Source organism: Pseudomonas benzenivorans, assembly GCF_033547155.1.
Taxonomy (GTDB): domain Bacteria; phylum Pseudomonadota; class Gammaproteobacteria; order Pseudomonadales; family Pseudomonadaceae; genus Aquipseudomonas; species Aquipseudomonas benzenivorans_B.
The window spans coordinates 4,274,738-4,298,704 of sequence record NZ_CP137892.1 but is presented as its reverse complement, the minus strand read 5'-3'; the positions used below and the strand labels follow the sequence as shown (position 1 = coordinate 4,298,704).

General features: G+C 68.4%; 17 protein-coding genes. 8 read left to right on the top strand and 9 right to left on the bottom strand.

Annotation, left to right across the window (positions count from 1 at the left end; genetic code table 11):
- Positions 1-27: 27 nt before the first annotated feature.
- Genes SBP02_RS20990 through dibA form a run of 4 tightly spaced genes read right to left on the bottom strand, consistent with a single transcriptional unit; the run spans position 28 to position 9,943 of the window.
- A complete protein-coding gene (locus SBP02_RS20990) occupies positions 28-1,983 on the bottom strand; it encodes an ATP-binding protein (RefSeq protein WP_404824347.1) in 1,956 nt (651 codons plus the stop codon).
- The gene (locus SBP02_RS19865) at positions 1,980-6,791 is read right to left on the bottom strand and encodes a PAS domain S-box protein (protein ID WP_318644123.1); all 4,812 of its coding nucleotides are present in this window, start codon (positions 6,789-6,791) and stop codon (positions 1,980-1,982) included. Before SBP02_RS19865 ends, SBP02_RS20990 begins: the two co-directional genes overlap by 4 nt.
- Before the next feature lie 40 nt (positions 6,792-6,831).
- A complete protein-coding gene (locus SBP02_RS19860) occupies positions 6,832-7,959 on the bottom strand; it encodes a response regulator (protein WP_318644122.1) in 1,128 nt (375 codons plus the stop codon).
- A gap of 49 nt (positions 7,960-8,008) precedes the next feature.
- Positions 8,009-9,943 carry a phosphodiesterase DibA gene (gene dibA, locus SBP02_RS19855; RefSeq protein WP_318644121.1) on the bottom strand — a complete coding sequence of 645 codons (1,935 nt, stop codon included), beginning with the start codon at positions 9,941-9,943 and terminating at the stop codon, positions 8,009-8,011.
- 167 nt (positions 9,944-10,110) lie between these two features.
- On the opposite strand from dibA, the gene desA reads away from it, so the two are divergent.
- The 8 genes from desA (at position 10,111) to SBP02_RS19815 (ending at position 18,134) form a co-directional block, all read left to right on the top strand.
- Positions 10,111-11,298 carry a delta-9 fatty acid desaturase DesA gene (gene desA, locus SBP02_RS19850; RefSeq protein ID WP_318644120.1) on the top strand — a complete coding sequence of 396 codons (1,188 nt, stop codon included), beginning with the start codon at positions 10,111-10,113 and terminating at the stop codon, positions 11,296-11,298.
- Positions 11,299-11,398: 100 nt separating this feature from the next.
- Positions 11,399-12,370 (top strand): GGDEF domain-containing protein, encoded by a 972-nt coding sequence (locus tag SBP02_RS19845; protein ID WP_318644119.1) that lies wholly within the window; start codon positions 11,399-11,401, stop codon positions 12,368-12,370.
- Between the two features lie 467 nt (positions 12,371-12,837).
- On the top strand, positions 12,838-14,103 hold the full coding sequence (locus SBP02_RS19840; protein WP_318644118.1) for an OprD family porin: 1,266 nt from the start codon (positions 12,838-12,840) through the stop codon (positions 14,101-14,103).
- Positions 14,104-14,315: 212 nt separating this feature from the next.
- On the top strand, positions 14,316-14,642 hold the full coding sequence (locus SBP02_RS19835; protein ID WP_318644117.1) for an ArsR/SmtB family transcription factor: 327 nt from the start codon (positions 14,316-14,318) through the stop codon (positions 14,640-14,642).
- A complete protein-coding gene (locus SBP02_RS19830; protein WP_318644116.1) occupies positions 14,639-15,115 on the top strand; it encodes a YeeE/YedE family protein in 477 nt (158 codons plus the stop codon). Before SBP02_RS19835 ends, SBP02_RS19830 begins: the two co-directional genes overlap by 4 nt.
- A 2-nt stretch (positions 15,116-15,117) precedes the next feature.
- The gene (locus SBP02_RS19825) at positions 15,118-15,537 is read left to right on the top strand and encodes a DUF6691 family protein (protein ID WP_318644114.1); all 420 of its coding nucleotides are present in this window, start codon (positions 15,118-15,120) and stop codon (positions 15,535-15,537) included.
- A gap of 9 nt (positions 15,538-15,546) precedes the next feature.
- Entirely contained in the window at positions 15,547-16,413 is an 867-nt protein-coding gene (locus SBP02_RS19820; RefSeq protein WP_318644113.1) for an MBL fold metallo-hydrolase, read from the top strand.
- Positions 16,410-18,134 (top strand): SulP family inorganic anion transporter, encoded by a 1,725-nt coding sequence (locus SBP02_RS19815; RefSeq protein ID WP_318644111.1) that lies wholly within the window; start codon positions 16,410-16,412, stop codon positions 18,132-18,134. Before SBP02_RS19820 ends, SBP02_RS19815 begins: the two co-directional genes overlap by 4 nt.
- 33 nt (positions 18,135-18,167) lie before the next feature.
- Here SBP02_RS19815 and aguA read toward each other — a convergent pair whose 3' ends face one another.
- From aguA to SBP02_RS19790, 5 genes are all read right to left on the bottom strand, one after another.
- On the bottom strand, positions 18,168-19,274 hold the full coding sequence (aguA, locus tag SBP02_RS19810; protein ID WP_318644110.1) for an agmatine deiminase: 1,107 nt from the start codon (positions 19,272-19,274) through the stop codon (positions 18,168-18,170).
- Between the two features lie 143 nt (positions 19,275-19,417).
- On the bottom strand, positions 19,418-20,296 hold the full coding sequence (aguB, locus tag SBP02_RS19805) for an N-carbamoylputrescine amidase (protein WP_318644109.1): 879 nt from the start codon (positions 20,294-20,296) through the stop codon (positions 19,418-19,420).
- A 227-nt stretch (positions 20,297-20,523) separates the two neighbouring features.
- A complete protein-coding gene (locus SBP02_RS19800; protein WP_318644108.1) occupies positions 20,524-21,171 on the bottom strand; it encodes a TetR/AcrR family transcriptional regulator in 648 nt (215 codons plus the stop codon).
- Positions 21,172-21,251: 80 nt separating this feature from the next.
- A complete protein-coding gene (locus tag SBP02_RS19795; RefSeq protein WP_318644107.1) occupies positions 21,252-22,310 on the bottom strand; it encodes an extracellular solute-binding protein in 1,059 nt (352 codons plus the stop codon).
- Positions 22,311-22,472: 162 nt separating this feature from the next.
- Positions 22,473-23,852, bottom strand: coding sequence for a glutamine synthetase family protein (locus tag SBP02_RS19790; RefSeq protein ID WP_318644106.1), 1,380 nt, complete (start codon positions 23,850-23,852; stop codon positions 22,473-22,475).
- Positions 23,853-23,967: the final 115 nt, after the last annotated feature.

Here is a 23,967-nt window from a genome sequence, read left to right as displayed (position 1 = left end):
AGCGCGAAGGCTGGCGCAGGGGCGGCGTCATGACGGCTGTCCCTCGGTGGCGTCGAGCCGCGGCAGTTCCAGCCAAAAGATAGCACCCTGGCCTTCCACGGAGTCGAAACCGATCTGCCCGCCCATCTGTTCCACCAGTTCCTTGCTGATCGCCAGGCCCAGGCCGGTACCGCTCTGCTGACGGCTGTCGGAGGCGTCGGCCTGGGCGAATTTCTGGAAGATCCGCGGGCGGAAGGCGGCCGCGATGCCCGGGCCGCGGTCGCGCACGTGCAGGCGTAGCCACTGCCCGCGGCGCTCGGTGAAGAGTTCCACGTCCGTCCCCTGCGGGGAAAACTTGGCGGCGTTGGCCAGCAGGTTGCTCAGCACCTGTTGCAGGCGGCGTTCGTCGACCCGCACCCAGTCCGGGCAGGCGCCGATCTGTCTGAGCCGCACCCCGTAGTCGGCGGCATAGGCCTGGTTGGCCTGCAGCGCCTGTTCGATCAGCGGCTGCAGGGCGTGGGGCCGGCAGTCGAAGAGCATGCGCCCGGCTTCGAGCTTGCCGATGTCCAGCAGGTCGTTGATCAGCAGGGCCAGGCGCTGGCTGTTGTCGCCGGCAATCTGCAGCATCTGCCGCATGGCGGCGGGGACTTCGCCGAGGGCCCCGGCATTGAGCAGCTCCAGCGGGCCGCGAATGGCGGTGAGCGGGGTGCGCAGCTCATGGCTGACGGTGGACACGAATTCGTTCTGCAGGCGCAGCAGGCGCTTGCTCTCGCGAATGTCCTGCAGATGGAGGATCCACCTGGGTTGCTCGGGGGCATCGTCGTCCAGGGCGGCGGCGCTGAGTTCGATGTCGATGGGCTCGCCCTGGGCGTCGAACAGGCACAGCTGGCGGCCGCGCGCCTGTCCTTCGCCCCCCTCGGCGAGCAGCCCGTTGAGCCCGACCTCCAGCTCGGCGCCGCCGAACTGGGCGAGACGGTGGCCGACCAGGCTGCCCGGCTCGCGTTGCAGCAGGCGGCACAGGGTGCGGTTGACGGACAGCAGGCGACCCTCTGCGTCGAGCAGGGCCAGGCCCTGGGGGGCCTGCTCGAAGGCCCGGCGGAACTGCCGCTGGCTCTGGTTGAGGGCCAGCAGCAGGCTGGCCTGGCGGTGCTGGCCGTGCAGGGTCAGGCCGATCAGCGCGCTCACTGCCAGGGCCAGGCCCCAGCCGAGCACGCGCAGCCAGAGCAGACTCGAGGGCTGGGTCTGGGCCTCGCGGGCTTCGAGCCGCCAGTGGGCGCCGGCCAGGCGTACCTGCAGGGCCACGGTAGGGGCGCCGGACGGGTCATGGCCCTTGATCAGGCTGGCCGCCCCGGCTTCGTCGAGGCGTTCGAGGCGGATCGCCAGGTCGAGCTGGCGCGCCACCTGCTCGATCCGCGCATAGAGGCGGTCGAAGTCGATCACCGTGCTGATCAGCCCCCAATAGCTGTCGTTACCGAGGAACACCGGCACCCGGTAGATCAGTCCGTTGCCTCCCTGGACCAGCTGCAACGGGCCGTCCAGTCCCGGTTCGCGGCTGGCGATGACGCGCTGTACCGCCGGCCACTGCTGGGGCTGGTCGGGGTAGTAGAGGCCCAGCGCGCGCTCGTTGCCGGCCAGGGGGTAGACGAAACTGATGCGGTTGTCCGGTGCCAGACCGATATTGCGGATATGCCGGCCCTGGCGCAGCAGGCCATCGAGCCAGGGCTGAAACTCGGGCGAGTGCACCTGGCCCTGGCGCGCGCCGATATAGGAGGCCAGGCCGGTGGCCAGGTGCAGGGTGGCGTTGAGCTCGCTGAGCAGCACCGCGCGCACCTCGCCGGCGCGAGCGGTGAGGCGCTGCTGGGCGGTTTCGAACTGACGCAGGGCATATTGCTGCAGCAGCAGTTCCACGCCCAGGCCGAGCAGCAGCAGCAGGCCGAGGCTGAGCGCCCAGTTCAGCGTGCGCCGTCGTCGCGACTTGGCGCTCTGGCGTGCCAGGCCGGTCATGTCGCGACCTCCACCGGCAGCTCGAACCAGAAGGTGGCGCCCTGGCCCTCGATCGAGTCGACGCCGATGCGCCCGCCCATGCGTTCGATGATCGCCTTGCTGATGGCCAGGCCGAGGCCGGTGCCGCCCTTGGTGCGGGTATCGGTGGAGTCGGCCTGGGAGAACTTGCCGAACAGGTGCTGCTTGAAGCGTTCCGGCACCCCCGGCCCGCGGTCGCGCACGCTGACCCGCACGCCGCCCGCGCAGGGCTGCGCGCCCAGCTCGACCACCTGGCCGGGAGGGGAGAACTTCGCCGCATTGGACAGCAGGTTGGCCAGCACCTGCAGCAGGCGCTGCGCGTCGACCCGCACCCAGGGCGTGTCGGCGTCCTCGCGCAGCTCGAGGTCGACCTCCAGCTGCCGGGCATAGGGCTGGTTCTGCTCCAGGGCCTGCGCGAGCAGGGGCCGCAGGGCCTGCTCGCGCAGCTCGAAGTGCATCTGCCCGGCGGCCAGCTTGTCCATGTCCAGCAGGTCGTTGATCAGCGCGCTGAGGCGCTGGCAGTTGCCCTGGGCGATCGTCAGCATCTGCTGCATGGTGGCGGGCACCTCGCCCAGCACGCCGCCGTTGATCAGGCCGAGGGAGCCGGCGATGGCGGTCAGCGGGGTGCGCAGCTCGTGGCTGACGGTGGAGACGAAGTCGTCCTTCATCCGCTCGATGCGCTTGCGCTCGCTGATGTCGCGGATCACCGCGATAAAGCGCGGTTCGCCCTGGTGACTGATCTGCGACACGGCCAGCTCCAGGGCGAACTGCTCGCCGTTGCTGCGCTGTCCGGCCAGTTCGCGCACGCTGCCGATCAGGCGCGCCTCGCCGCTGCGGCGGTAGCGCGCCAGGTAGTGGTCGTGGGCCGAGCGCTCGGGTTCCGGCATCAGCAGCTTGACGTTCTGTCCCAGCACCTGCTCCAGGCTGTAGCCGAACAGCTGCTCGGCGGCGCGGTTGAAGGTCTCGATGCGGCCGAACTGATCGATGGTGACGATGGCGTCGAGGATGTTGTCGAGCAGGGTGCTCAGGTAGTGCTCGCGTTCGCGGATGGCGCGCTCGGCGGCGACCCGCTCGCTGAAGTCCTGCACCTGGGAGACGAAGTGCACCGGCTGGCCCTGGCCGTCGCGCACCAGGGAGACGCTGAGCAGGACCCAGACGGTTTCGCCGCGCCGGTTCAGGTAACGCTTCTCCATCTGGTAGGCGTTGATCCGCCCCTGCAGCAGGGCCTCGACGTTGTGCAGGTCGGCCTGCAGGTCGTCGGGGTGGGTGATGTGCTGGAAGTCGGTGCGCAGCAGCTCCTCGCGGCTGTAGTCGAGCATGCGGCATAGCTCGTCGTTGACCTCCAGCCACTGGCCTTGCGGGGAGACCAGGGCCATGCCCTGGGGGGCGGTGCTGAAGGCCGTGCTGAAGCGCTGCTGGCTGAGCTTGAGCTGGTCCTCGACCGCCTTGCGCGCGCTGATGTCCCAGATGAAGCCGGAGATCCACAGCAGCTGGCCCTGGCTGTCGTACTCGCCGCGGCCCTTGCCGCGTACCCAGACCTCGTGGCCGTCGGCATGGCGCAGGCGGTAGGTCAGCTCGAAGGTTTCCTGGCGGGCGAGGGCCTCGAATATCCGGTAGGTATCCGGCAGGTCGTCCGGGTGGATCAGGCTGGCGTAGCTGCGCCGGCGGTTGTCGACGAAGTCGCTGGCCGGGTAGCCGCACAGGTTGAGGATCTCCTCGCTGATATAGCGCATGGTCCACTCGACATCGTTGTCGCAGCGGTAGACCACCCCCGGCAGGTTGCTGACCATGCCGCGGAAACGGCTCTCGCTCTTCTGCAGGGCACGGGTGGCCTGCTGCAGTTCGCTGATGTCGCTGGCGATGCCGAGAAAGCCGCTGATCTCGCCGGCGCCGTCGCGGATGGCGCTGACGGTCAGGTGCACCGTGCGGGTCTGTCCGTTCTTGCGCACATAGGTCCACTGCCGGGTCTCGGGTTCGCCGCGGCGCGGGTTGTGCACGAACACCTCGAAGCCTGTCACCGCGCGCCCCTCGGCCTGGGCGAGCTCGGCGCTGCGCTGTTGCATCTCGCTTTCCAGGTGGAACAGCGCCGGCGTGCTGCGGCCGACCATCTCCGCGGCCCGGTAGCCGAGCAGGCGCTCGGCGCCGGAGTTGAACAGGGTGATCAGGCCGCTGGGGTCGGTGGCGATGATCGAGACCCCGGTGGCGGAGTCGAGCACCGCCTGGAGGAAGCTGCGGGCCCGGTGGATCTCCAGGTCGCGCTGCTTGCTGTCGCTGATGTCCTGTACGGTGCCGAGCAGGCGCAGTGGCCGGCCCTGCTCGTCCGGCTGCAGGCGTCCCAGCTCGTGGATCCAGCGGATTGCGCCGTCGGGACGGGCAATGCGGTAGACCACCTCGTGTCCGCCGCCGGCCTCGGCCAGGCGCTGGCTGGCCTCGACCAGTTCGCGGTCCTCGGGGTGCACGCACTGGTAGAAGGCCGTCATGCTGGGGCTGAAGTGCTGCGGGTCCTGGCCGAAGATGGCGAAGATGACATCGGACCAGTGTGCCTGGCCGCTGTGCAGGTCGACTTCCCAGTGGCCCAGGCGGGCGATCCGTTGGGATTCGTTGAGGCGCTCCAGCAGCGCCTGGCGCGCCTGGGCCTGGCGCTGGCGCTCGAGGGTGGCGCCGACCCAGCGGGCGAACAGCCGCAGGAACTCCCTATCGGCCTCGTCGAAATGCTGCTCGCGGGCGTGGGCGGCGGAGAAGTTGAGGGTGCCGAAGCGCCGGCCGCCGACCCAGATGGCGATGCCGATATAGGTCTCCAGGGCGAACTGCCGGTAGCAGGGGTGGCCGGCATGGGGCGACTGCGCCATGTGCGCGATGGCCAGTACCTCGTCGCTCTGCAGGGTGAGGCTGCAGTAGGTCTCGCCGAGGGCGAAGCGCTGGCCGTCCTGCAGGCCGCCGTCTGGCGAGACCTGGACCAGCACCCGGTAATCCTCGTCGTCGATCTGGCTGATGATCGCCAGCGGCAGCCGGTAGAAGCGCGCGCCCAGGTGCAGCGCCTGGCGCAACTGCTCCTGACTGCTGCGTTCGGGCAGTGCGGCAATCTCGTTGAGGGCGCGCAGCGCGCCCTGCTGGCGTTGCAGGCGCAACTGCTCGTGTTCGCGCTGGCGGTCGCGGCGCAGCGCATCGATCAGTTGGCCGAGGGTGGCGAGCAGCGGATGGAGCTGCTCGATCAGCTCGTGGGGATAGCCGTCGACCCGGTTGAGCAGGCCGAGCAGGCCGACCAGTTGCCCGCGGCTGAAGATCGGCAGGCCGGCGGCGGCCTGCAGGGGCGGGTGCGTCGTCGGCAGGCCGCTGGGTTGCCGGGGGGCGAGCGGCGAATTGACGATCTGTGGCTGGCCACTGTCCAGGACCTGGCCGAACAGGCTGTCCAGGTCGCGAATTTCCAGGCGTGCGGGCTGGGCCTCGGCGCACGCCGACTGGTCGGCCAGGTCGCGCAGCGCATAGGTGCGCACATAGGGCGGGCCGTCGGCGTCGTGCAGCACCTCGCCGATAAAGCCGTAGGGGCTGGCGCTCAGTTCGAGGATGCGCTGCAGCAGGTCGGCGAACACCTGGTACTGGTTCCGCGCATCGATGTAGGCGGCCTGGGCCTGGGTAATGATGGTCAGCAACTGGCGCGCCTGCTCGCTCTGCCGGTGTTTGTCCAGCAGCGCGCGCTGGTGCCGCTGCATCAGCGCCCGGGTGCCGTTGCGGGTGGCGAACAGCAGCAGCAGGAGCAGGGCTTCGGCGCCCAGCCAGGCCAGCAGCCACTTGCCGATCAGCCGCTTCTTCTCCTCCTGGTGGCGGGCGAACAGCTCGCTGACATCGCGCCAGACCAGGGCCATGGCCTTGGCTGGCGCGGCATGCGGTTGGCGGTACGGGTAGCCGGACAGGACGATCTGGTTGAGCAGGTAGGTATGGCCGTCATCGGCGATCAGCTTGAGGGTCGTGCCGCTGTCCGGGGTCGGCAACAGCCGCTGTCGTTGCCAGCGACGCACCTCTGGGCGGGAGGCGTCCAGCAGGTACCAGAGCTGGTCCCGGGTGGGCAGGCCGCGCAGGCTCTCGCCGCTGTCCGGCGATTCGAGCAGGTTGTGACGAACCAGCAGGGCGACCCCGGCGTCCAGCTCCAGGTCGAGCTGCCGCAGGTCGTTGAGCACGCCGAGCCCCACCTCGATGGCGCCGACCGTGGTCGTCTCGTCGGCCTGTTCCACCTGCAGCGGCACGACGGCCCGCATGCCCAGGTTGCCGGGCGCCAGGCCGAGGCCGGAGCGGCTGCGGCCATCGGCGAGGACGTCGCGCAGCATCGGCCGCCCGGCGGCCTGGTGGTCGCCGAAGACCTTGGGCTGGTGTACCCGCAGCAGCACCTCGGCGCTGGGCGCCAGGTGCACATAGAGGCGGAAGGGGTGACCGGCTTGCAGGCTGCGCCAGCGTGGCGCCAGGCGGGTGTACAGCTGATTGCGGATATAACCGAGGCGGGCGTCGCGAGGTCCCTTGCCCTCGCGCGCCAGCACCTGGGCCTGGCGCACCAGCTCCACGACCCAGGCGTCGGCGGCGATGGCATCGGCGAGTATCTGCGCCTGCTCCCGCAGGCGCTCCTGGCTGCCTTGCTGGGCCAGGCGCTGCAGTTCACCCTGGCGGGTCATCTGCAACTGCCACAGGGCTTCCCGTTCGCGTAGCGCCTGCCAGCCGAGGGCGCTGAAGAGCAGGGCGAGGAGCAGGCTGCCGCCGACCACTATCCAGTGAATGGTGTTGGCTTTGGCGGCTGGGCTCATCGACGACATCCTGGGGTGGGCGCTCCGCTCACGGCCGTGCTCAGCTCAGTCCGGCCAGGCGTCGCAGGCGGGCCAGGTCGTCGTTGTCGGGTTCGGGGTGCTGCTCGCAGATGGCCAGGCGCATGACGATGGTTTCTCGTTTGACGTTATTGCTGGCCAGACCATAGCAGGCGCCGATCAGCTCGCGTAAGGCGGTCGGCAGGCGCCAGTGGGCCTTGAGGCGAAAGGCCAGTTCGTTGCTCCACTGATCCAGCGCCTGTTGCAGCTGCTCCGTGTCCAGGGGCTGGCCGCCGTCCTTCCAGAGTTGCGCCTGCTGCAGCACGCACAGTTCGCCGATGCGGTGCAGCGTTGCGGCGCACTGCAACGGGGCGGGGTCGAGTTTGGCCTGCTCGGCGAGCCGGGTCACCCGTTCGGTGAGGCGCTCGACCTGCTCGAGGTAGGCCTGGGCCTGCAGCTTCAGTTCGCCATCCTCCAGTTCGGCGGCCGGGCGCAGGCCCAGGCCCAGGCCCAGGCTGCGACTGGTGACCGGGCCGAGGATCTGCAGGGCCTCGGCCAGGCTCAGGCAGGGGCGGTTGCTCCGGTTGTACTGGCTGTTGTTGGCGGCGGCGACCAGGCGCGCGGTCAGCGCCGCGTCGTGCCGCCAGCGTTCGCAGAGCTGCTGCAGGCTCGGCGGCTCGGCGGCATCGGCCTGCAGACCGTCGAGCATGCCGGCCTGCAGGGGCAGGTCCAGGGCGCTGGCCGGTAGGTCGCCCAAGAGCGCGACGAAGCTGTCGGCAGCGGGCGCCGCGGCCGCCGCCTCGGCATCGTCGGCCGGCAGCAGTTGTCCCAGGCACTCGAGTACCTTGGGCAGCTGGAACGGTTTGCTGATGAAGGCGCTGATGCCCAGGCGGCGCACCTCCAGCACGCTGTCGCGGTCGGCCCGTCCGGTCACCATCAGCAGCGGTACCTGGGGATTGTCGCGGCGGACCTGTTCGAGCAGGTGGGTGCCCTGGTCGTCCGGCAGGTTCCAGTCGGAAATCACCAGGTCGGCGGCATGCTGCTGCCAGTCGAGCAGGGCCTCGGCGACGCTGCCCAGGCATTTGACCTGGGCGGCCGGGCGCAGGCTGAGGACGACCTGCTTGAGCAGGTCGGCGATCCAGGGGTCGTCTTCGAGAATCATCACGCGCATGGCAGCTCCTTGCTCTCTTCGGCCGGATGTCCGGTACACCGTCGCCGCATCAGGGCGCGCCCAGTGGTTCGCTGGCGAGGGTCGCCGGGTCCGCCGCACGGCCGATCCGCTCGGCCGTGACCGGCCGTCCGAAGTGGTAGCCCTGACCGTAGTCGCAGCCGAGCTGGCGGAGGAACTCGACCTGTTCCGGCCGTTCGATACCCTCGGCCACGACCCGCAGCTCCAGGCTTTGGCCGAGGGCGATCACCGCCCGGGTGATCGCCGCATCGTCGCTGTCGTGGGGCAGGCCGCGCACGAAGCTCTGGTCGAGCTTGAGCTTGTGCACGGGCAAACGCTTGAGGCGGGCCAGGGAGGAGTAGCCGGTGCCGAAGTCGTCGATGGCCAGGCCCACGCCCAGCTGGCGCAGGCGTTCGAGCCGCAGCAGGGCGGCGTCGGGGTTCTCCATGACAGCGCTCTCGGTGACTTCCAGTTCCAGGCAGGCCGGGTCCAGGCCGGTCGCGGCCAGGACCCGGGTCACCTGCAGGTCCAACTCGCCGCGGTTGAACAGCCGGCCGGAGACGTTCACCGCGACGAATTCCAGCTCGGCGCCAGCGGCCTGCCAGGCGACCATCTGCCGGCACGCCCGCTCCAGCACCCAGGCATCGATGGCGCCGATCAGGCCGCTGTCTTCGGCGATCGGGATGAACTCCGCCGGCGGCACCAGGCCGCGCTGCGGGTGCTGCCAGCGCACCAGGGCCTCGACGCCGACCAGACGGCCGTCCTGCAGGTCGTGCAGGGGCTGGTAGTGCAGGCGCAGCTGTGCGTTGTCCAGGGCCTGGCGCAGGGCACCGACCAGTTCGACCCGTTGCCGGGCGTACTGGGTGAGCGCCTGGTCATAGAAGGCGAAGCCTTCGCGGCCGTTGCTCTTGGCCTTGAACAGCGCCGAATCGGCGTTGCGCAGCACCTGCTCGACACTGTCGATGGCCTCGGGGAACAGGCTGATACCGATGCTGGCGCCTATGTACAGCTCCCGGCCGGCGAGGAGGAAGGGGCTGGCCAGGCTGTGCAGCAGCTGCTGGGCCAGGTCGGCGGCCTGGTCGGGGCTGGCGCATGGTTCGCAGAGCAGGCCGAATTCGTCGCCGCCCAGGCGGGCCAGGGTCATGCCGTCGCTCAGCTGGGCGGCGAAACGCTCGCCGACCGCCTGCAGCAGCAGGTCGCCGACGTTGTGGCTGAGGCTTTCATTGATGTGCTTGAAGTGGTCCAGGTCGATCAGCAGCAGCGCACCGTGGGACTGCGTGCGAGTGGTGCGGTCGAAGGCGTGGGCCAGGCGCTCGGTGAACAGCAAACGGTTGGGCAGGTTGCTCAGGGGGTCGTAATGGGCCAGCTGGTTCAGTTCCCGCTCGGAGCGTTTGAGGGCGCTGATGTCGGAAAACACCGCGACATAGTGGCCGATCCGCCCCCGTTCGTCGTGGATCGCCCGGATGCAGTGCCACTGCGGGTAGACCTCGCCGCTCTTGCGCCGGTTCCACACCTCGCCGCTCCAGCTGCCGTGGCGTTGCAGGGCCTCCCACAGGGCCTGGTAGAACGCCCCGTCATGCCGTCCCGACTTGAGCAGGCTGGGGCGCTGGCCAAGGACCTCCGCGGCGCTGTAGCCGGTGATGCGGCTGAAGGCCGGGTTGACGTGGACGATGCGCTGCTCGGCGTCGGTGACCAGCACCCCTTCCTGCGTGGACTCGAAGACCGCGGCGGCCTGGCGCAGGCTGTCTTCGCTGGCGCCGAGGTCCCGGCTGGAGCGGGTCAGCCGATGCTGCTGGACGCGCAGCAGGCCATACAGCAGGGCGCCGCTGAGCAGGACGAACAGCAGGCCCTTGACCGATTGCAGGCGGTTCAGCTGGGTGCTGTCGAGCCCCAGGGCGGCGAGCCAGCTGTCGCCGAGCAGAACCCACAGGCCGGCAGCCAGCAGGTAGAGCAGGGTGAGGCGCGAGGCGCCTAAGCGTGTGTTCATGGAGGGGCGGTCAACTCCTTTTGCGTGCAGTGCAGTATAGAGACAGGCGCAGCCGCGTCATTCTTATCCAAAAGACCAACTGGTTTTCTGTCTGAGGTCAGGGATAATGCTTAACGGCCTGATACTTTGGAACAGGCCGCGCCACTTTTGCAGAGGTACTCGACCCCATGTGGTACAACGGCTTTCTCGACCTGTCGGTCTGGCAACTGATCGCGGTCACCCTGGTGCTGACGCACGTGACCATCGTCAGCGTCACCGTCTACCTGCACCGCTACTCGGCGCACCGCGCCCTGGAACTGCACCCGCTACTGAAGCATTTCTTCCGCTTCTGGCTGTGGCTGACCACCGGCCAGAACACCCGCGAGTGGACCGCCATCCACCGCAAGCACCACGCCAAGTGCGAAACCCTCGACGATCCGCACAGCCCGGTGATCAAGGGCCTGGGTACCGTGCTGCGCAAGGGCGCCGAGCTGTACCAGGAGGAGGCGAAGAACGCGGAAACCCTGCGCATCTATGGCAAGAACTGCCCCGACGACTGGATCGAGCGCAACCTCTATTCACGCTACCCGATCGGCGGCGTGACCCTGATGGCGATCATCGACCTGGCCCTGTTCGGCGTGCTCGGCATGACCGTGTGGGCGGTGCAGATGATGTGGATTCCGGTGTGGGCCGCCGGGGTGATCAATGGCCTGGGCCATGCCGTCGGTTACCGCAACTTCGAGTGCCGCGACGCGGCCACCAACCTGCTGCCCTGGGGCATCCTGATCGGCGGCGAGGAGCTGCACAACAACCACCACACCTACCCGAACTCGGCCAAGCTGTCGGTGCGCAAGTGGGAGTTCGACATGGGCTGGGCCTGGATCAAGCTGTTCAGCCTGCTGGGGCTGGCCAAGGTGCAGCGGGTGGCGCCGATCGCCCATCGGGTCGAGGGCAAGCGCCAGCTGGACATGGACACCGCCATGGCCATCCTCAACAACCGTTTCCAGATCATGGCCCAGTACCGCAGGCTGGTGATCGGGCCGTTGGTCAAGCAGGAGCTGCTCAAGGCCGACGCCTCGGTACGCCACCAGTTCCGCCGTGCCAAGCGCCTGTTGGCCCGCGAGCCGAGTCTGCTGCAGGACAGTCAGCAGCTGCGCATCGACGCCATGCTGGCGCAGAGCCATGCGCTCAAGGTGATCTACGAGAAGCGCCTGGCCCTGCAGCAGATCTGGGCCAAGACCAGCTCCAACGGCCACGAGATGCTCGAGGCGATCAAGCAGTGGGTGCACGAGGCCGAGGCCAGCGGCATCCAGTCCCTGCGCGACTTCGCCGAGCAGCTGCAGAGCTACTCCCTGCGTCCGGCCGCCGCGCACTGAGCGGCCCGCGCCGCATCTGCCAAGCCCGCCGTACGGCGGGCTTTTTCGTTGTGACGCTCTATGCTGAGGGTATTCCCCCTGCAGTCTGCGGAGCGGCTCTATGGACGAGCACAGTCCTATCCCGGTCGAGTTGGAGGAGCTGACCCTGGCGTTGTTGCATTGCCGCTCGGAAGTGGCGCGCCTGCGTGAGCGCGAGCAGCTGTTCAGTACCCTGCTCGGCAGTGTCAATGCCGTGCTCTGGGCCTTCGACTGGCAGCAGCAACGGGTGATCTATGTCAGTCCGGCCTACGAGCAGATCTTCGGCCGTTCGGCTGCCTTGCTGCTGGCCGACTACGACGAGTGGCGCAACTGCATCTATCCGGATGACCTCGACTATGCCGCCGAGAGCCTGGCCAAGGTATTGGACGCCGGTGCGGTGGAGAGCCGCGAGTACCGCATCATCCGCGGCGACGGACAGCTGCGCTGGCTCAACGACAAGTGCTTCATCAGCCACCAGAGCGCCGCGGGGCAGGCGCAGATCATCGTCGGCATCGCCGAGGACATCACCGAGAAGAAGCGACTGGAGGGGGAGCTGCATCGCCTGGCCACCACCGACGTGCTGACCCAGAGCAGCAACCGCCGGCACTTCTTCGACTGCGCCCTGGGCGAGTTCGAGCGCGCCCGCCAGTTCGGCACGCCCTTGGCCTTTCTGTTGCTCGACATCGATGACTTCAAGCAGATCAACGACAGGTACGGCCACCAGATGGGCGACCGGGTGCTGCAGCGCCTGGCCCAATGCGGCGCCTCGGTGTTGCGTCGTGGCGACCTGTTCGGGCGCATCGGCGGCGAGGAGTTCGCCGCCCTGTTTCCCGGCTGCGAGCCGGCACTGGCCGGGCAGATCGCCGAGCGCCTGCAGCGCGAGGTCAAGCGCCTGGGGTTCGCGCACCAGGGCAAGTCGTTCGGCATCACCATCAGCCAGGGCCTGACCAGCCTGGAGCGCAGCGATCAGAGTCTGGATGCGCTGTTCGCCCGCGCCGATGCGGCCATGTACCTGGCCAAGCGCCAGGGCAAGAACCAGATCGTCCGTGGCTAGCGCCCGCTTATGGCGATAATCCGCCGATGGCGCACTGCGAGTGGGCGGAAAGCCGCCCACCCGCCTTGGTCCCTCGGCCCCTCGCGGCCCTGACACAGCTGCCGCCCCCTTGAGCCAGAGCCTTTCTTCGCGTGCCTTGGCTTCTGGCGCAGTATTTGCCTATGGCTCTTCAGACCCAAGCCGGCCCCCTGGGCTGGCGCACAATAACAATGAAGAGACCCGCGCCGATGAACCTCTCCTGTTGCTGTTCCATCGCTCCCAGGCCCGCTCCATTCGTCCGCGGTCGGCGGCCCGTCCCGCGCCCCTGAATCATCCTCGCCCAGCCTCGTTTCAGCGTCCTGGACAGCCCTATGACGGCCACCCAGGGCGGGGCGCTGTGGCGATCGGATTCGGCTCGCGCCTGCCTCTTCGTTGCGAAGCCTGCGCCGGGCCGGTGTGTCACCCCTAAAACACTGGAGTAAATCACGATGAGAAAGACCACCCTGGCACTGGCCATCGCCGCCGGCACCCTGTCCCTGAGCCCGCTGGCCCAGGCCGAGTTCATCAAGGACAGCAAGGCCAGCCTGGAGGCGCGCAACTTCTACTTCAACCGCGATTTCCGTCAGGACAGCCGGCCGACCCCGAGCCAGGCCAAGCAGGAAGAGTGGGCCCAGGGCTTCATCCTGCGCGCGGAGTCGGGCTACACCGAAGGCACCGTGGGCTTCGGCCTGGATGCCATCGGCATGCTCGGCTTCAAGCTGGACTCCGGCGACGGCACCGCCGGCAGCGGCCTGCTGGTGCCCGATCAGTCGTCGGGCGGCTCCCAGGACTACTCCTCCGACCTGGCTGTCGCCGCCAAGGTCAAGGCCTCCAAGAGCACCCTGCGGGCCGGCAGCATGCAGTTCAAGAACATGGCCATCGCCTCCAGCGACAGCCGCCTGACCCCGCAGGTGTTCAAGGGCGGCCACCTGGTTTCCCAGGAGATCGATGGCCTGACCCTGGATGGCGGCTACCTGCGCGAAGTCAACCACCGCAACTCCGGCGACTTCGAGGACATCGCCATCACCCGCGGCGGTCAACGCGGCATCACCACCACCGGCGGCACCACGACCGATTCCTTCCAGTTCCTCGGCGGCAGCTACAAGCTCACCCAGGACCTGACCGCGTCCTACTACCACTCCAACCTGGAGGACCTGTACAAGCAGAACTCCTTCAATCTGGTGCATGTGCTGCCGCTGGGCGACAAGCAGAGCCTGAAGACCGACCTGCGCTATGCCCGCTCCACCGACGACGGCTCGCGCAGTAACGTCGACAACAAGGCCCTCGGTGCCATGGTCACCTACGGCCTGGGCGGCCACAGCTTCGGCCTGGGCTACCAGAAGATGAGCGGCGACACCGGTTTCGCCTATATCAACGGTACCGACCCCTTCCTCGTCAACTACGTGCAGATCAGCGATTTCGCCAACAAGGACGAGAAGTCCTGGCAGGCGCGCTACGACTTCAACTTCGCCTCCATCGGCATCCCTGGCCTGACCTTCATGACCCGCTACCTGACCGGCGACAACGTCGAGCTGGGCGCCAACCGTTCCGAGGGCAAGGAGTGGGAGCGCGATACCGAGCTGATGTACGTGTTCCAGGAAGGTGCGCTGAAGAACCTCGGCGTGCGCTGGCGCAACGCCGCGGTGCGTTCCAACTTCGCCAACGACATCGACGAGAACCGTCTGATCGTCAGCTACACGCTGCCGCTGCTGTAAGGCTTGTCCCGTCCGCGACGGGATACAGACATGACCGGGTAGTTGCATCCTGCCCGGTCGTGACGAGGCACGCAGAAGCCCGCCAACTGGCGGGCTTCTGCGTTTCGGCCTGCTCGGTGAGCGCAGTCGCGGGGGATGACCTGAAGCGTGGCGGTCTTGCTATATACTTTATAAAAAAATATATTGTCATTGCATTAAGTGAGCGAGCCGCCATGAACGCACCCCTATCGCCTCTGGATATGCAGTTGCTGCGCGCCAATGCCGAGGCCGCCGGCCAGCTGCTCAAGGCCCTGGCCAACCCCGACCGCCTGCTGCTGCTCTGCCAGCTCACCGAAGGCGAGCGCAGCGTGGGCGAGCTGGAGGCCCTGCTCGGCATCCAGCAACCGACCCTGTCGCAGCAGTTGGCGGTCCTGCGCCGCGAGGGGCTGGTGGCCACCCGCCGCGACGGCAAGCAAATCCACTACCGGGTCAGCAGCCCGGCTGCCTCGGCGGTGCTCGACACCCTGTACCGGCTGTTCTGCGCGGGAGAGGCGCCATGAGCATCGCCGGGGGCGCCACAGCCGGGATCGCCACCGACGGGGTCGCCATCGACTGGTTGCACTTCAGCCCCTGGTCGTCCCTGGCCGGCGGCGCCCTGATCGGTCTGGCCGCCACCCTGTTCGTGCTGGGCAACGGGCGCATCGCCGGTATCAGCGGCCTGCTGGGCGGCGTCCTGGAGGGCGGCGAGGGGCGCGGTGAGAAGGCCTTGTTCCTGCTCGGACTGCTGCTGGCGCCGGCGCTCTGGAGCCTGTTCGCCACGCTGCCGGCGATCGAATTCGAGGGCGGCTGGCCGGGTGTGCTGGTGGCCGGTCTGCTGGTCGGCATCGGCACCCGCTACGGTTCCGGTTGTACCAGCGGTCATGGGGTCTGTGGCGTGGCGCGCCTGTCGCCGCGCTCGCTGGTGGCGACGCTCGTCTTCATGGCCAGTGGTTTTGCCACGGTGTTTGTCCTGCGTCATCTATTCGGAGGCTGAACGTGCGCCCACTCACCGCATTGCTCGCCGGCCTGCTCTTCGGCCTCGGCCTGCTGCTGTCCGGCATGGCCAATCCGGCCAAGGTGCTCGGCTTCCTCGACCTGGCCGGGGCCTGGGACCCGTCGCTGCTGCTGGTCATGGTCGGGGCCATCGGTGTCGCCGCTGCGCCCATGGCCTGGGCCAGGGGCCGCTCGCGCTCGCTGCTCGGCGCGGCCATGCGGTTGCCGGCCGGGCGCGAGCCGGACCGCCGGCTGATCGGCGGCAGCCTGCTGTTCGGCATCGGTTGGGGCGTCGCCGGCATCTGTCCCGGTCCGGCGCTGGTGATCCTGCCCAGCGGCCAGGGCCAAGCCGTGCTGTTCGTGCTGGCGATGCTGGCCGGGATGCTAGTGTTCTCTGTCCAGCAGCGTCGCCGCCGCACCTGAGGAGTCGTCATGTCGCCCGAAATCACCGCCTTCTTCGATTCGGCCACCTCCAGCTACAGCTATGTGGTCAGCGATCCGGGCAGCAAGCGTTGCGCCATCATCGACCCGGTGCTGGACTACGACGCGGCCGCCGGGCGCATCTCCCACGCGGGCGCCGAGCGCCTGGTCGGCCATGTGCGCGAGCGGGGCCTGACCCTGGACTGGCTGCTGGAGACCCATGTGCATGCCGACCACCTGTCCGCCGCCGCCTACCTCCAGCGCGAGCTGGGCGGGCGCCGGGCGATCGGCGCGGGGGTCACCCAGGTGCAGGACAGCTTCGCCCGGCTGTTCAACCTCGGCCGGGAATTCGCCACCGATGGCCGTCAGTTCGACCGGCTGCTGCAGGACGGCGACTGCCTCGGCATCGGCGCGCTCAGCGTCCGCGCCCTGCACACCCCGGGGCATACCTCGGCGTGCATGAGCTACCTGATCGGCGACGCCGCCTTCGTCGGCGATACCCTGTTCATGCCCGACTACGGCACCGCCCGCTGCGACTTCCCCGGCGGCGATGCCCGGGCGCTGTACCGCTCGATCCGCCGGCTGTTCGAATTGCCCGGCGCGACCAGGCTGTTCCTCTGCCATGACTACAAGGCCCCGGGGCGCGAGCACTACCAGTACCAGACCACGGTGGCCGAGCAGCGCGCGCACAACGTGCAGGTGCGCGAGGGCATCGACGAGGACAGCTTCGTCGCCATGCGCCGCGCCCGGGATGCCGAGCTGAAGATGCCGGCGCTGATGTTGCCGGCGGTGCAGGTGAACATGCGCGCCGGCGAGTTGCCCCCTGCGGAGGACAACGGCACCCGCTACCTGAAGATCCCGTTGAATATGTTCCCATGAAGTGGCGTCCAGACTGGCTGCGCGGCTACGACCGCCGGGTGGCCGGCCAGGATGGCCTGGCCGCATTGATCGTCACCCTGATGCTGATTCCCCAGGGCCTGGCCTACGCCATGCTGGCCGGGCTGCCGCCGCAGACCGGCCTGTATGCCAGCATCCTGCCGCTGCTGGCCTATGCTCTGTGCGGCTCCAGCCGCACCCTGGCGGTGGGGCCGGTGGCCGTGGTGTCGCTGATGACCGCCGCGGCCCTGGGGCCGCTGTTCGCCCCGGGCAGCGCCGAGTACCTGGGCGGGGCCATGCTGCTGGCCCTGCTCTCGGCCCTGCTGTTGCTGGGCATGGCGTTGCTGCGCCTGGGCTTTCTCGCCAACTTCCTCAGCCATCCGGTGATCTCCGGCTTCATCAGCGCCTCCGGCCTGCTCATCGCCCTGGGCCAGCTCCAGCATATCCTCGGCATCGCCGCGTCGGGCCAGGCGCTGCCGCAGCTGTTGCCGGCGTTGTTCGAGAACTTGCCGCAGACCCATCTGCCGACCCTGGCGATCGGCGCCGGCAGTCTGCTGTTTCTCTGGTGGGCGCGGCGCCACCTGCAGCCGCTGCTGTGCGCCTGCGGCGCCGCGCCGCGGCTGGCGGCCAGCCTGGCCAAGGCCGGGCCGGTGCTGGCCATCGTCGTGGCGGTGCTGTTGGTCGGCGCACTGCAGCTGGAGCAGGCCGGGGTGCGGGTGGTCGGCAGCATCCCCAGCGGCCTGCCGCCTCTGACCCTACCGCCTCTGGACCTGGCGCTGATGGCGCAGTTGCTGCCGGCCGCGGCACTGATCAGCCTGATCGGTTTCGTCGAGTCGGTCTCGGTGGCGCAGACCCTGGCGGCCAAGCGCCGCCAGCGCATCGCCCCGGACCGCGAGCTGCTCGGCCTCGGCGCGGCCAACCTGGCGGCGGCGCTCAGCGCCGGCATGCCGGTGACCGGCGGTTTCGCCCGTTCGGTGGTCAACTTCGAGGCGGGCGCACAGACGCCCATGGCCGGCGTGTTGACCGCATTCGGCATCGCCCTCAGCGCGCTGCTGCTGACGCCCTGGCTGCACGACCTGCCCCAGGCGGTGCTGGCGGCGGCGATCATCGTCGCGGTGCTGGGCCTGGTCGACCTCGGCGCGCTGCGCCACACCTGGCGCTATTCCCGCCAGGACGGCGCGGCGCAGGCGGCCACCCTGGGCGGCGTGCTGCTGCTCGGGGTCGAGGTCGGCATCCTGCTGGGCGTCGGCCTGTCGCTGCTGCTGTTCCTCTGGCGCACCAGCCGTCCGCACATGGCGGTGGTCGGCCAGCTGCCGGGCAGCGAGCACTTTCGCAACATCCTGCGCCATGCCGTGGTGCAGAGTCCCAGCGTGCTGTCGCTGCGGGTCGACGAGAGCCTGTATTTTCCCAATGCGCGCTACCTGGAGGAGCGCATCGGCGAGCTGATCGCCGCGCGGCCGCAGGTGCGCCATCTGGTGCTGATGTGTTCGGGGGTCAACCTGATCGACGCCAGCGCCCTGGACAGCCTGGCGGCCATCGCCGAGCGCCTGCGCAGCGCCGGCGCGCAACTGCACCTGTCGGAGGTGAAGGGGCCGGTGATGGACCAGCTGCAACGCGCGGACTTTCTCCAGGGTTTCGGCGGCCAGGTGTTCACCAGCCAGTACCAGGCGCTGCAGGCGCTGGACCCGGACTGCGCCGAGCGGGCGCTGCGACAGATGGCCTAGGTTGGCTGACGGGGCCAACCCGGGCCCTGGGGCTCAGCGCCGTTGCGGCGCCGGCTGCTGCTGGGTGATGCAGTGGATGTTGCCGCCGCCGAGGAGGATCTCCCGGCCGGGCACCAGCACCACCCGGTGCTCGGGGAACAGGCGCTGGAGGATGGCGCGGGCCTCCTCGTCCTTGGGGTCGTCGAAGCTGGGCGCGACGATGCCGCCGTTGACGATCAGGAAGTTGACGTAGGAGCCGGCCAGGCGCACCGCCGGGCTGCGTTCCTGGCTGCCGGCGGCGAGGTCGACCCCGGCACATTCCTCGGCGGTGGCGTGCAGGGGGCCGGGAATCGGCATCTTGTGCACGATCAGCTGGCGGCCGCGGGCGTCGCGGGCCTGCTCCAGCACGGCCATGGCCGCCTGGCAACGCGGGTAGTTGGGGTCCTGCGGATCGTCGGTCCAGGCCAGCAGCACCTCGCCGGGGCGCACGTAGCAGCAGAAGTTGTCGACGTGGCCGTCGGTCTCGTCGTTGAACAGGCCGTCCGGCAGCCAGATCACCGTATCGACGGCCAGGTGCTCGCGCAGCTTCAGCTCGATCGCCTCGCGCTCCAGGTGCGGGTTGCGGTTGCGGTTGAGCAGGCATTCCTCGGTGGTGATCAGGGTGCCTTCGCCGTCGACGTGGATCGAACCGCCCTCGAGCACGAAGCCCTCGGTGCGGTAGCGGGCGCAGCGCTCGATCTCGAGGATCTTGCTGGCCACCTGATCGTCGCGGTTCCAGGGGAAATACAGGCCGCCGTCGAAGCCGCCCCAGGCGTTGAAGGCCCAGTCCACGCCACGCACCTCGCCCTGCTCGTTGCAGACGAAGGTCGGCCCGGTGTCACGCACCCAGGCGTCGTCCGTGCTGATCTCCACCAGGCGGATGGCCGGGTGGGCCAGGCGCGCGCGGGCGTTCTCGTACTGCCCGGCCGAGACGCAGACGGTCACCGGCTCGAACTCGGCGATGGCGCGGGCCACCGCGCTGAAGGCGGCCTGGGCCGGCTTGCCGCCCAGGCGCCAGTTGTCCGGGCGCTCGGGCCAGACCATCCAGGTCTGGGCGTGGGGTTCCCACTCGGCCGGCATGCGGAAGCCGTCGGCGCGGGGGGTGCTGTTCAGTGCAGTCATTGGGTCACCAAAACGTGGAACTGGCTAGGGGGAGTGGCCCGCACAGGTCGGGCCGCGTAGGTTAAGCGTAGCGCTAGCCATAGTCGGGTGGCGATGGGTAGCGGCGCTGTGCGCCTCGACCCACCCTACAGGTCATCTGGCGATCAGGACTCCAGGGCGCCGTCCAGGGTCTTGAGCGGGCCATAGAGGTTCGGCCGGCGGTCGCGGAAGCTGCCCCAGGCGCTACGGATGTGCTCCAGCCGGTCGAGGTCGAAGCGGTGCACCAGCACGCCTTCCTCGGTCTGGTTCAGCTCCTCGACCTTCTGGCCGAACTGGTCGGCGATGAAGGAACTGCCGTAGAAGGTGATGTGGTAGCCGTCCTGGTCCTCGCGGCCGATGCGGTTGCTCGCCACCAGCGGCATCAGGTTGGCGCCGGCGTGGCCCTGCTGCACGCGCTGCCAGTGGTCGCGGGAGCTGATGGTCGGGTCATGGGGCTCGCTGCCGATGGCGGTGGGGTAGAAGAGGATTTCGGCGCCGAGCAGGGCCATGCTGCGCGCGCACTCGGGGAACCATTGGTCCCAGCAGATGCCCACGCCGATCCTGGCGTAGCGGGTGTTCCACACCTTGAAGCCGGTGTCGCCCGGGTTGAAGTAGTACTTCTCGTGGTAGCCGGGGCCGTCCGGGATGTGGCTCTTGCGATAGATGCCGAGGTTGCTGCCGTCGGCGTCGATGATTGCGATGCTGTTGTAGCGTGCCCGCCCGGCCAGCTCGAAGAAGCTGATCGGCAGCACCACCTGGAGCTCCTTGGCGATCTTCTGGAAGTGGGCGATGGCCTCGTTGGCCTCGACCGGGGTGGCCAGCTGCAGGTAGTCCGGGTTGGGCTTCTGGCAGAAGTAGGGGGTCTCGAACAGCTCCTGGATCAGGATGATCTGCGCGCCCTGGGCGGCGGCCTGGCGCACCAGCTTCTCGGCGTTGGCGATATTGGCGGCGCGATCCCAGGAGCAGGCCATCTGGGTGGCGGCGACGGTAACGATGCGGGACATGGAACACCTCGTAGGAACGATGAACGGTGGCCGCAATGAGTCAGCGGGCGGCCGATGACGATGCCGGCTCGACGGGGGGGGGCGAGCGGTTGTGGATTTATAACCGATAAAAATCGGCTTTTAAAGCGGAAAATTCCTTATTGAAAATATAAATATTGATTTATGCGGATATAAATCGATTTTTGTCGGTGTGGAGCAGGCCTGTCACTGGAGATGGCAGGCAGCGCCTAGTCGGGTAGCAGTGGTTGGGCTCGCTTCGGCAGGCAGGGCGGCAGGTACAGGCCCAGGTAGGCGTCGAACACGCGCATGCCCTCCTCGGCCAGGCGCGGGCTGATCTGACCGTGCAGCTGCACCGAGCGGGCGTAGACGCGGTCGCCCAGCTCCATGGCCAGGGCGAACACGTCGACATCCTCCGGCAGTGGCGGCAGGACGAAGTGGCGCTGGAACAGCGCCTGCATCAACTGGCCCAGCTCGATGTCGTGCTGGCGGTCGGCCTGGGTCACCTCGGCCAGGCCGTGCTGGGCGAGGATCAGCTGACGGGCGGCGGCATCCTCGGCGTAGATCGCCAGCATGCGCCGCTCGACGATGCGCGACAGGTCGCGCCAGGCGTCCAGCTCGGCGTGGGCCACCGGCGCCTGCAGGCTGGCGCGAAAGGCGGCGTGGATATCCGCGGTCAGGGCTTCGAGCAGCGCCGGTACGCTGGCGAAGAAGTGGTACACCGAGGACGGCGGGATCGCCGCGCGCTCGGCCACGCTGTAGATCGACAGGCCGGCCACGCCCTGTTCGGCGAGCAGTTCGCGGGCGGCGGCGAGGATCACGGCGATGCGCGCCTGGCTGCTGGCGCGGGGTTTGCGGGCGGTGGCGGGGCGCGGCATGGCGGTCTTCTCGGCAGGGGACGGCTTATTGGACGTCAGCCGTCGTCCCGGAAGCAAGCCGCAGGCGCCCCGGCCGGGGCTCAGGGGGCGTCGCGAAAGCGCGTCCAGACCCGGTCGCGGACGACGGCATGCTTCTCCGGCATGGCCGTCAGGGCGTACAGGCGGCGCTTGGTGTCGCGATCCGGGTAGAGCCCGGGCTGGCTGCGCAGGGCCGGGTCGAGAAACGCCTGGGAGTCGGCATTGCCGTTGGGGTAGAGGGTCTCCTCGGTGATCCGGGCGGCGACCTCGGGTTGCAGCAGGTAGTCGATGAGGCGGTGGGCCAGGTCGGCGCGGCGGGCGCTACGCGGGATCACCAGGTTGTCGATGAACAGCACCGAGCCCTCGTCCGGCACCACGAAGCGCACCGGTTGGCCGGCGTCGGCGGCGGCCAGGGCGTCGCCGACCCAGGCCATGGCCAGGCACAGGCGGCCGTGGTTGAGGTCGTCGATGTAGCGCTCGCTGTCGATGTAGCGCAGGTGGGGGCGCAGGCCGTCGAGCACGCTGGCGGCGCGCTCGATGCGGCTCGGCGCGCTGCGCGTCAGGTTGCGACCCTGGTAGTTGAGCAGCAGCGACAGGGTCTCGTCCGGCGCATCCAGCAGGCTGATGCCGCAGCTGGCCAGGCGTGCGCTCTGCGCGGCGTCGAACAGCAGGCTCCAGCTGTCCGGCAGCGGCCCGCCGAACGCGGCCTCGGCCTGCGCCGTGTTGATGGCCAGGCCCACCGCGCCCCACAGGTAGGGCACGGCATGGCGATTGTTCGGGTCCACCGCGGCCAGCTTGCTCAGCAGTTCCTTGTCCAGGTGGGCGCGGTTGGGCAGCCGCTTGAAGTCCAGGGGCTGCAGGGTGCCGGCTGCGATCAGACCCGGCAGTTCGTCGTTCGAGGGCACGGCGAGGTCGATGGCTTCGCCGCTGGCCAGGGCCTGGTCCAGTTCGGCATCGGTGCTGAAGGTGCGGTATTCGACGCGGATGCCGGTTTCGGCCTCGAAGTCCTTGAGCACCTGCGGGGCGATGTAGTCGTTCCAGTTGTAGAAGCGGATGACCTCCTCGGCGCCGGCCAGCAGCGGCGTCAGGGCAAGCAGCAGCGAAGCAAACAAGCGGGGCATGGGCGTCTCCCTGTCAGCATGGTGGTCCACGCCATCCGGCGCGGCCGTCGGGTGCGGCAAGCGCAGGCCGGCCGCTGCCCGCCCGCGCGACAGGCGAGCAGGATGCGACGGGTCCGGCTGAATAGAACGACGCCGGCTCGAGGCCGGCGTCGGGGGTGTTGCTTACACGGTGTGCAGGTACCAGTTGTACTCGAGGTCGGAGATGGTGGTCTCGAACTCCTCCAACTCGGCTTCCTTGCACGCGACGAAGATGTCGATGTACTCGGGGCTGATGTACTTGTTCAGCACCTCGCTGTCGTCCAGCTCGCGCAGGGCATCGCGCAGGTTGTTCGGCAGGCTCTGCTCCAGCTGCTCGTAGGAGTTGCCCTCGATCGGCTCGCCCGGCTCGATCTTGTTGGTCATGCCGTGGTGAATGCCGGCGAGGATCGCCGCCATCATCAGGTAGGGGTTGGCATCGGCACCGGCGACCCGGTGTTCGATGCGCACCGCATCGGCACTGCCGGTCGGCACGCGCACCGCCACGGTGCGGTTGTCCAGGCCCCAGCTCGGCGCGTTCGGCACATAGAACTGGGCGCCGAAGCGGCGGTAGGAGTTGACGTTCGGGCAGAGGAAGGCCATCGACGCCGGCATGGTGTCGAGGATGCCGCCGATGGCGTGGCGCAGCACGTCGCTCTGCAGCGGGTCCTCGGAGGTGAAGATGTTCTTGCCGGTTTCCTTGTCGAGCAGCGAGATGTGCACGTGCAGACCGTTGCCGGCCTGGCCCGGGTAGGGCTTGGCCATGAAGGTCGAGTCCATCTCGTGGTCGTAGGCGATGTTCTTGATCAGGCGCTTGAGCAGCAGCGCGTAGTCGCAGGCCTTGAGCGCATCGTTGGTGTGATGCAGGTTGACCTCGAACTGCGCCGGGGCACTCTCCTTGACGATGGCGTCGGCCGGCAGGGCTTGCTCCTTGGCGGCTTCGAGCATGTCCTGCAGGCAGTCGACATACTCGTCGAGGTCATCGATCAGGTAGACCTGGGTCGAATGCGGGCGCTTGCCGGAGATCGGCGAACGCGGCGGCTGCGGACGGCCGTTCACGTTCTCCTGGTCGATCAGGTAGAACTCCAGTTCGAAAGCGGCGCAGATGGTCAGGCCTAGTTCGTCGAACTTCTGCACCACCTGGCGCAATACCTCGCGAGGGTCGGCGAAGAAAGGCGTGCCGTCCAGCTCGTGCATGGTCATCAGCAGTTGCGCGGTGGGGCGCTTCTGCCATGGCTCGTTGCTCAGGGTATTGGGGATGGGGAAGCAGATACGGTCGGCGTCGCCGATATCCAGGCCCAGGCCGGTGCTTTCCACCGTGGAGCCGTTGATATCCAGGGCGAACAGAGAAGCCGGCAGGTTGATGCCTTTCTCGTACACCTTGTGAAGGCTGGCGCGTTCGATGCGCTTGCCGCGCACCACGCCATTCATATCTGCAATGAGAAGGTCGACGAACTGGACCTCAGGATGTTCCTTAAGGAACGCGTTCGCTTCATTAAGCTGAACGGCACGCGGGGGTACCGACATGATGCAACACCTTTTTTGTTAAAAATATCAATCATGCAACTGCACGACTGTGAGTCAATCCTAAACACCTAGCGCTGTCAAGCGAGGCGTATTCTGCCCTAAAAAAGGGCCGTGC

Excerpts from the sequence above, each read along its gene's own strand:
- SBP02_RS19845 (WP_318644119.1), top strand. The coding sequence starts at position 11,399 with ATGGACGAGCACAGTCCTATCCCGGTCGAGTTGGAGGAGCTGACCCTG.
- SBP02_RS19820 (WP_318644113.1), top strand. The coding sequence starts at position 15,547 with ATGTCGCCCGAAATCACCGCCTTCTTCGATTCGGCCACCTCCAGCTAC.
- aguA (WP_318644110.1), bottom strand. The coding sequence starts at position 19,274 with ATGACTGCACTGAACAGCACCCCCCGCGCCGACGGCTTCCGCATGCCG.
- SBP02_RS19840 (WP_318644118.1), top strand. The coding sequence starts at position 12,838 with ATGAGAAAGACCACCCTGGCACTGGCCATCGCCGCCGGCACCCTGTCC.
- SBP02_RS19860 (WP_318644122.1), bottom strand. The coding sequence starts at position 7,959 with ATGCGCGTGATGATTCTCGAAGACGACCCCTGGATCGCCGACCTGCTC.
- SBP02_RS19815 (WP_318644111.1), top strand. The coding sequence starts at position 16,410 with ATGAAGTGGCGTCCAGACTGGCTGCGCGGCTACGACCGCCGGGTGGCC.
- dibA (WP_318644121.1), bottom strand. The coding sequence starts at position 9,943 with ATGAACACACGCTTAGGCGCCTCGCGCCTCACCCTGCTCTACCTGCTG.
- SBP02_RS19835 (WP_318644117.1), top strand. The coding sequence starts at position 14,316 with ATGAACGCACCCCTATCGCCTCTGGATATGCAGTTGCTGCGCGCCAAT.
- SBP02_RS19795 (WP_318644107.1), bottom strand. The coding sequence starts at position 22,310 with ATGCCCCGCTTGTTTGCTTCGCTGCTGCTTGCCCTGACGCCGCTGCTG.
- SBP02_RS19865 (WP_318644123.1), bottom strand. The coding sequence starts at position 6,791 with ATGAGCCCAGCCGCCAAAGCCAACACCATTCACTGGATAGTGGTCGGC.
- desA (WP_318644120.1), top strand. The coding sequence starts at position 10,111 with ATGTGGTACAACGGCTTTCTCGACCTGTCGGTCTGGCAACTGATCGCG.
- SBP02_RS19790 (WP_318644106.1), bottom strand. The coding sequence starts at position 23,852 with ATGTCGGTACCCCCGCGTGCCGTTCAGCTTAATGAAGCGAACGCGTTC.
- SBP02_RS20990 (WP_404824347.1), bottom strand. The coding sequence starts at position 1,983 with ATGACCGGCCTGGCACGCCAGAGCGCCAAGTCGCGACGACGGCGCACG.
- SBP02_RS19800 (WP_318644108.1), bottom strand. The coding sequence starts at position 21,171 with ATGCCGCGCCCCGCCACCGCCCGCAAACCCCGCGCCAGCAGCCAGGCG.
- aguB (WP_318644109.1), bottom strand. The coding sequence starts at position 20,296 with ATGTCCCGCATCGTTACCGTCGCCGCCACCCAGATGGCCTGCTCCTGG.
- SBP02_RS19830 (WP_318644116.1), top strand. The coding sequence starts at position 14,639 with ATGAGCATCGCCGGGGGCGCCACAGCCGGGATCGCCACCGACGGGGTC.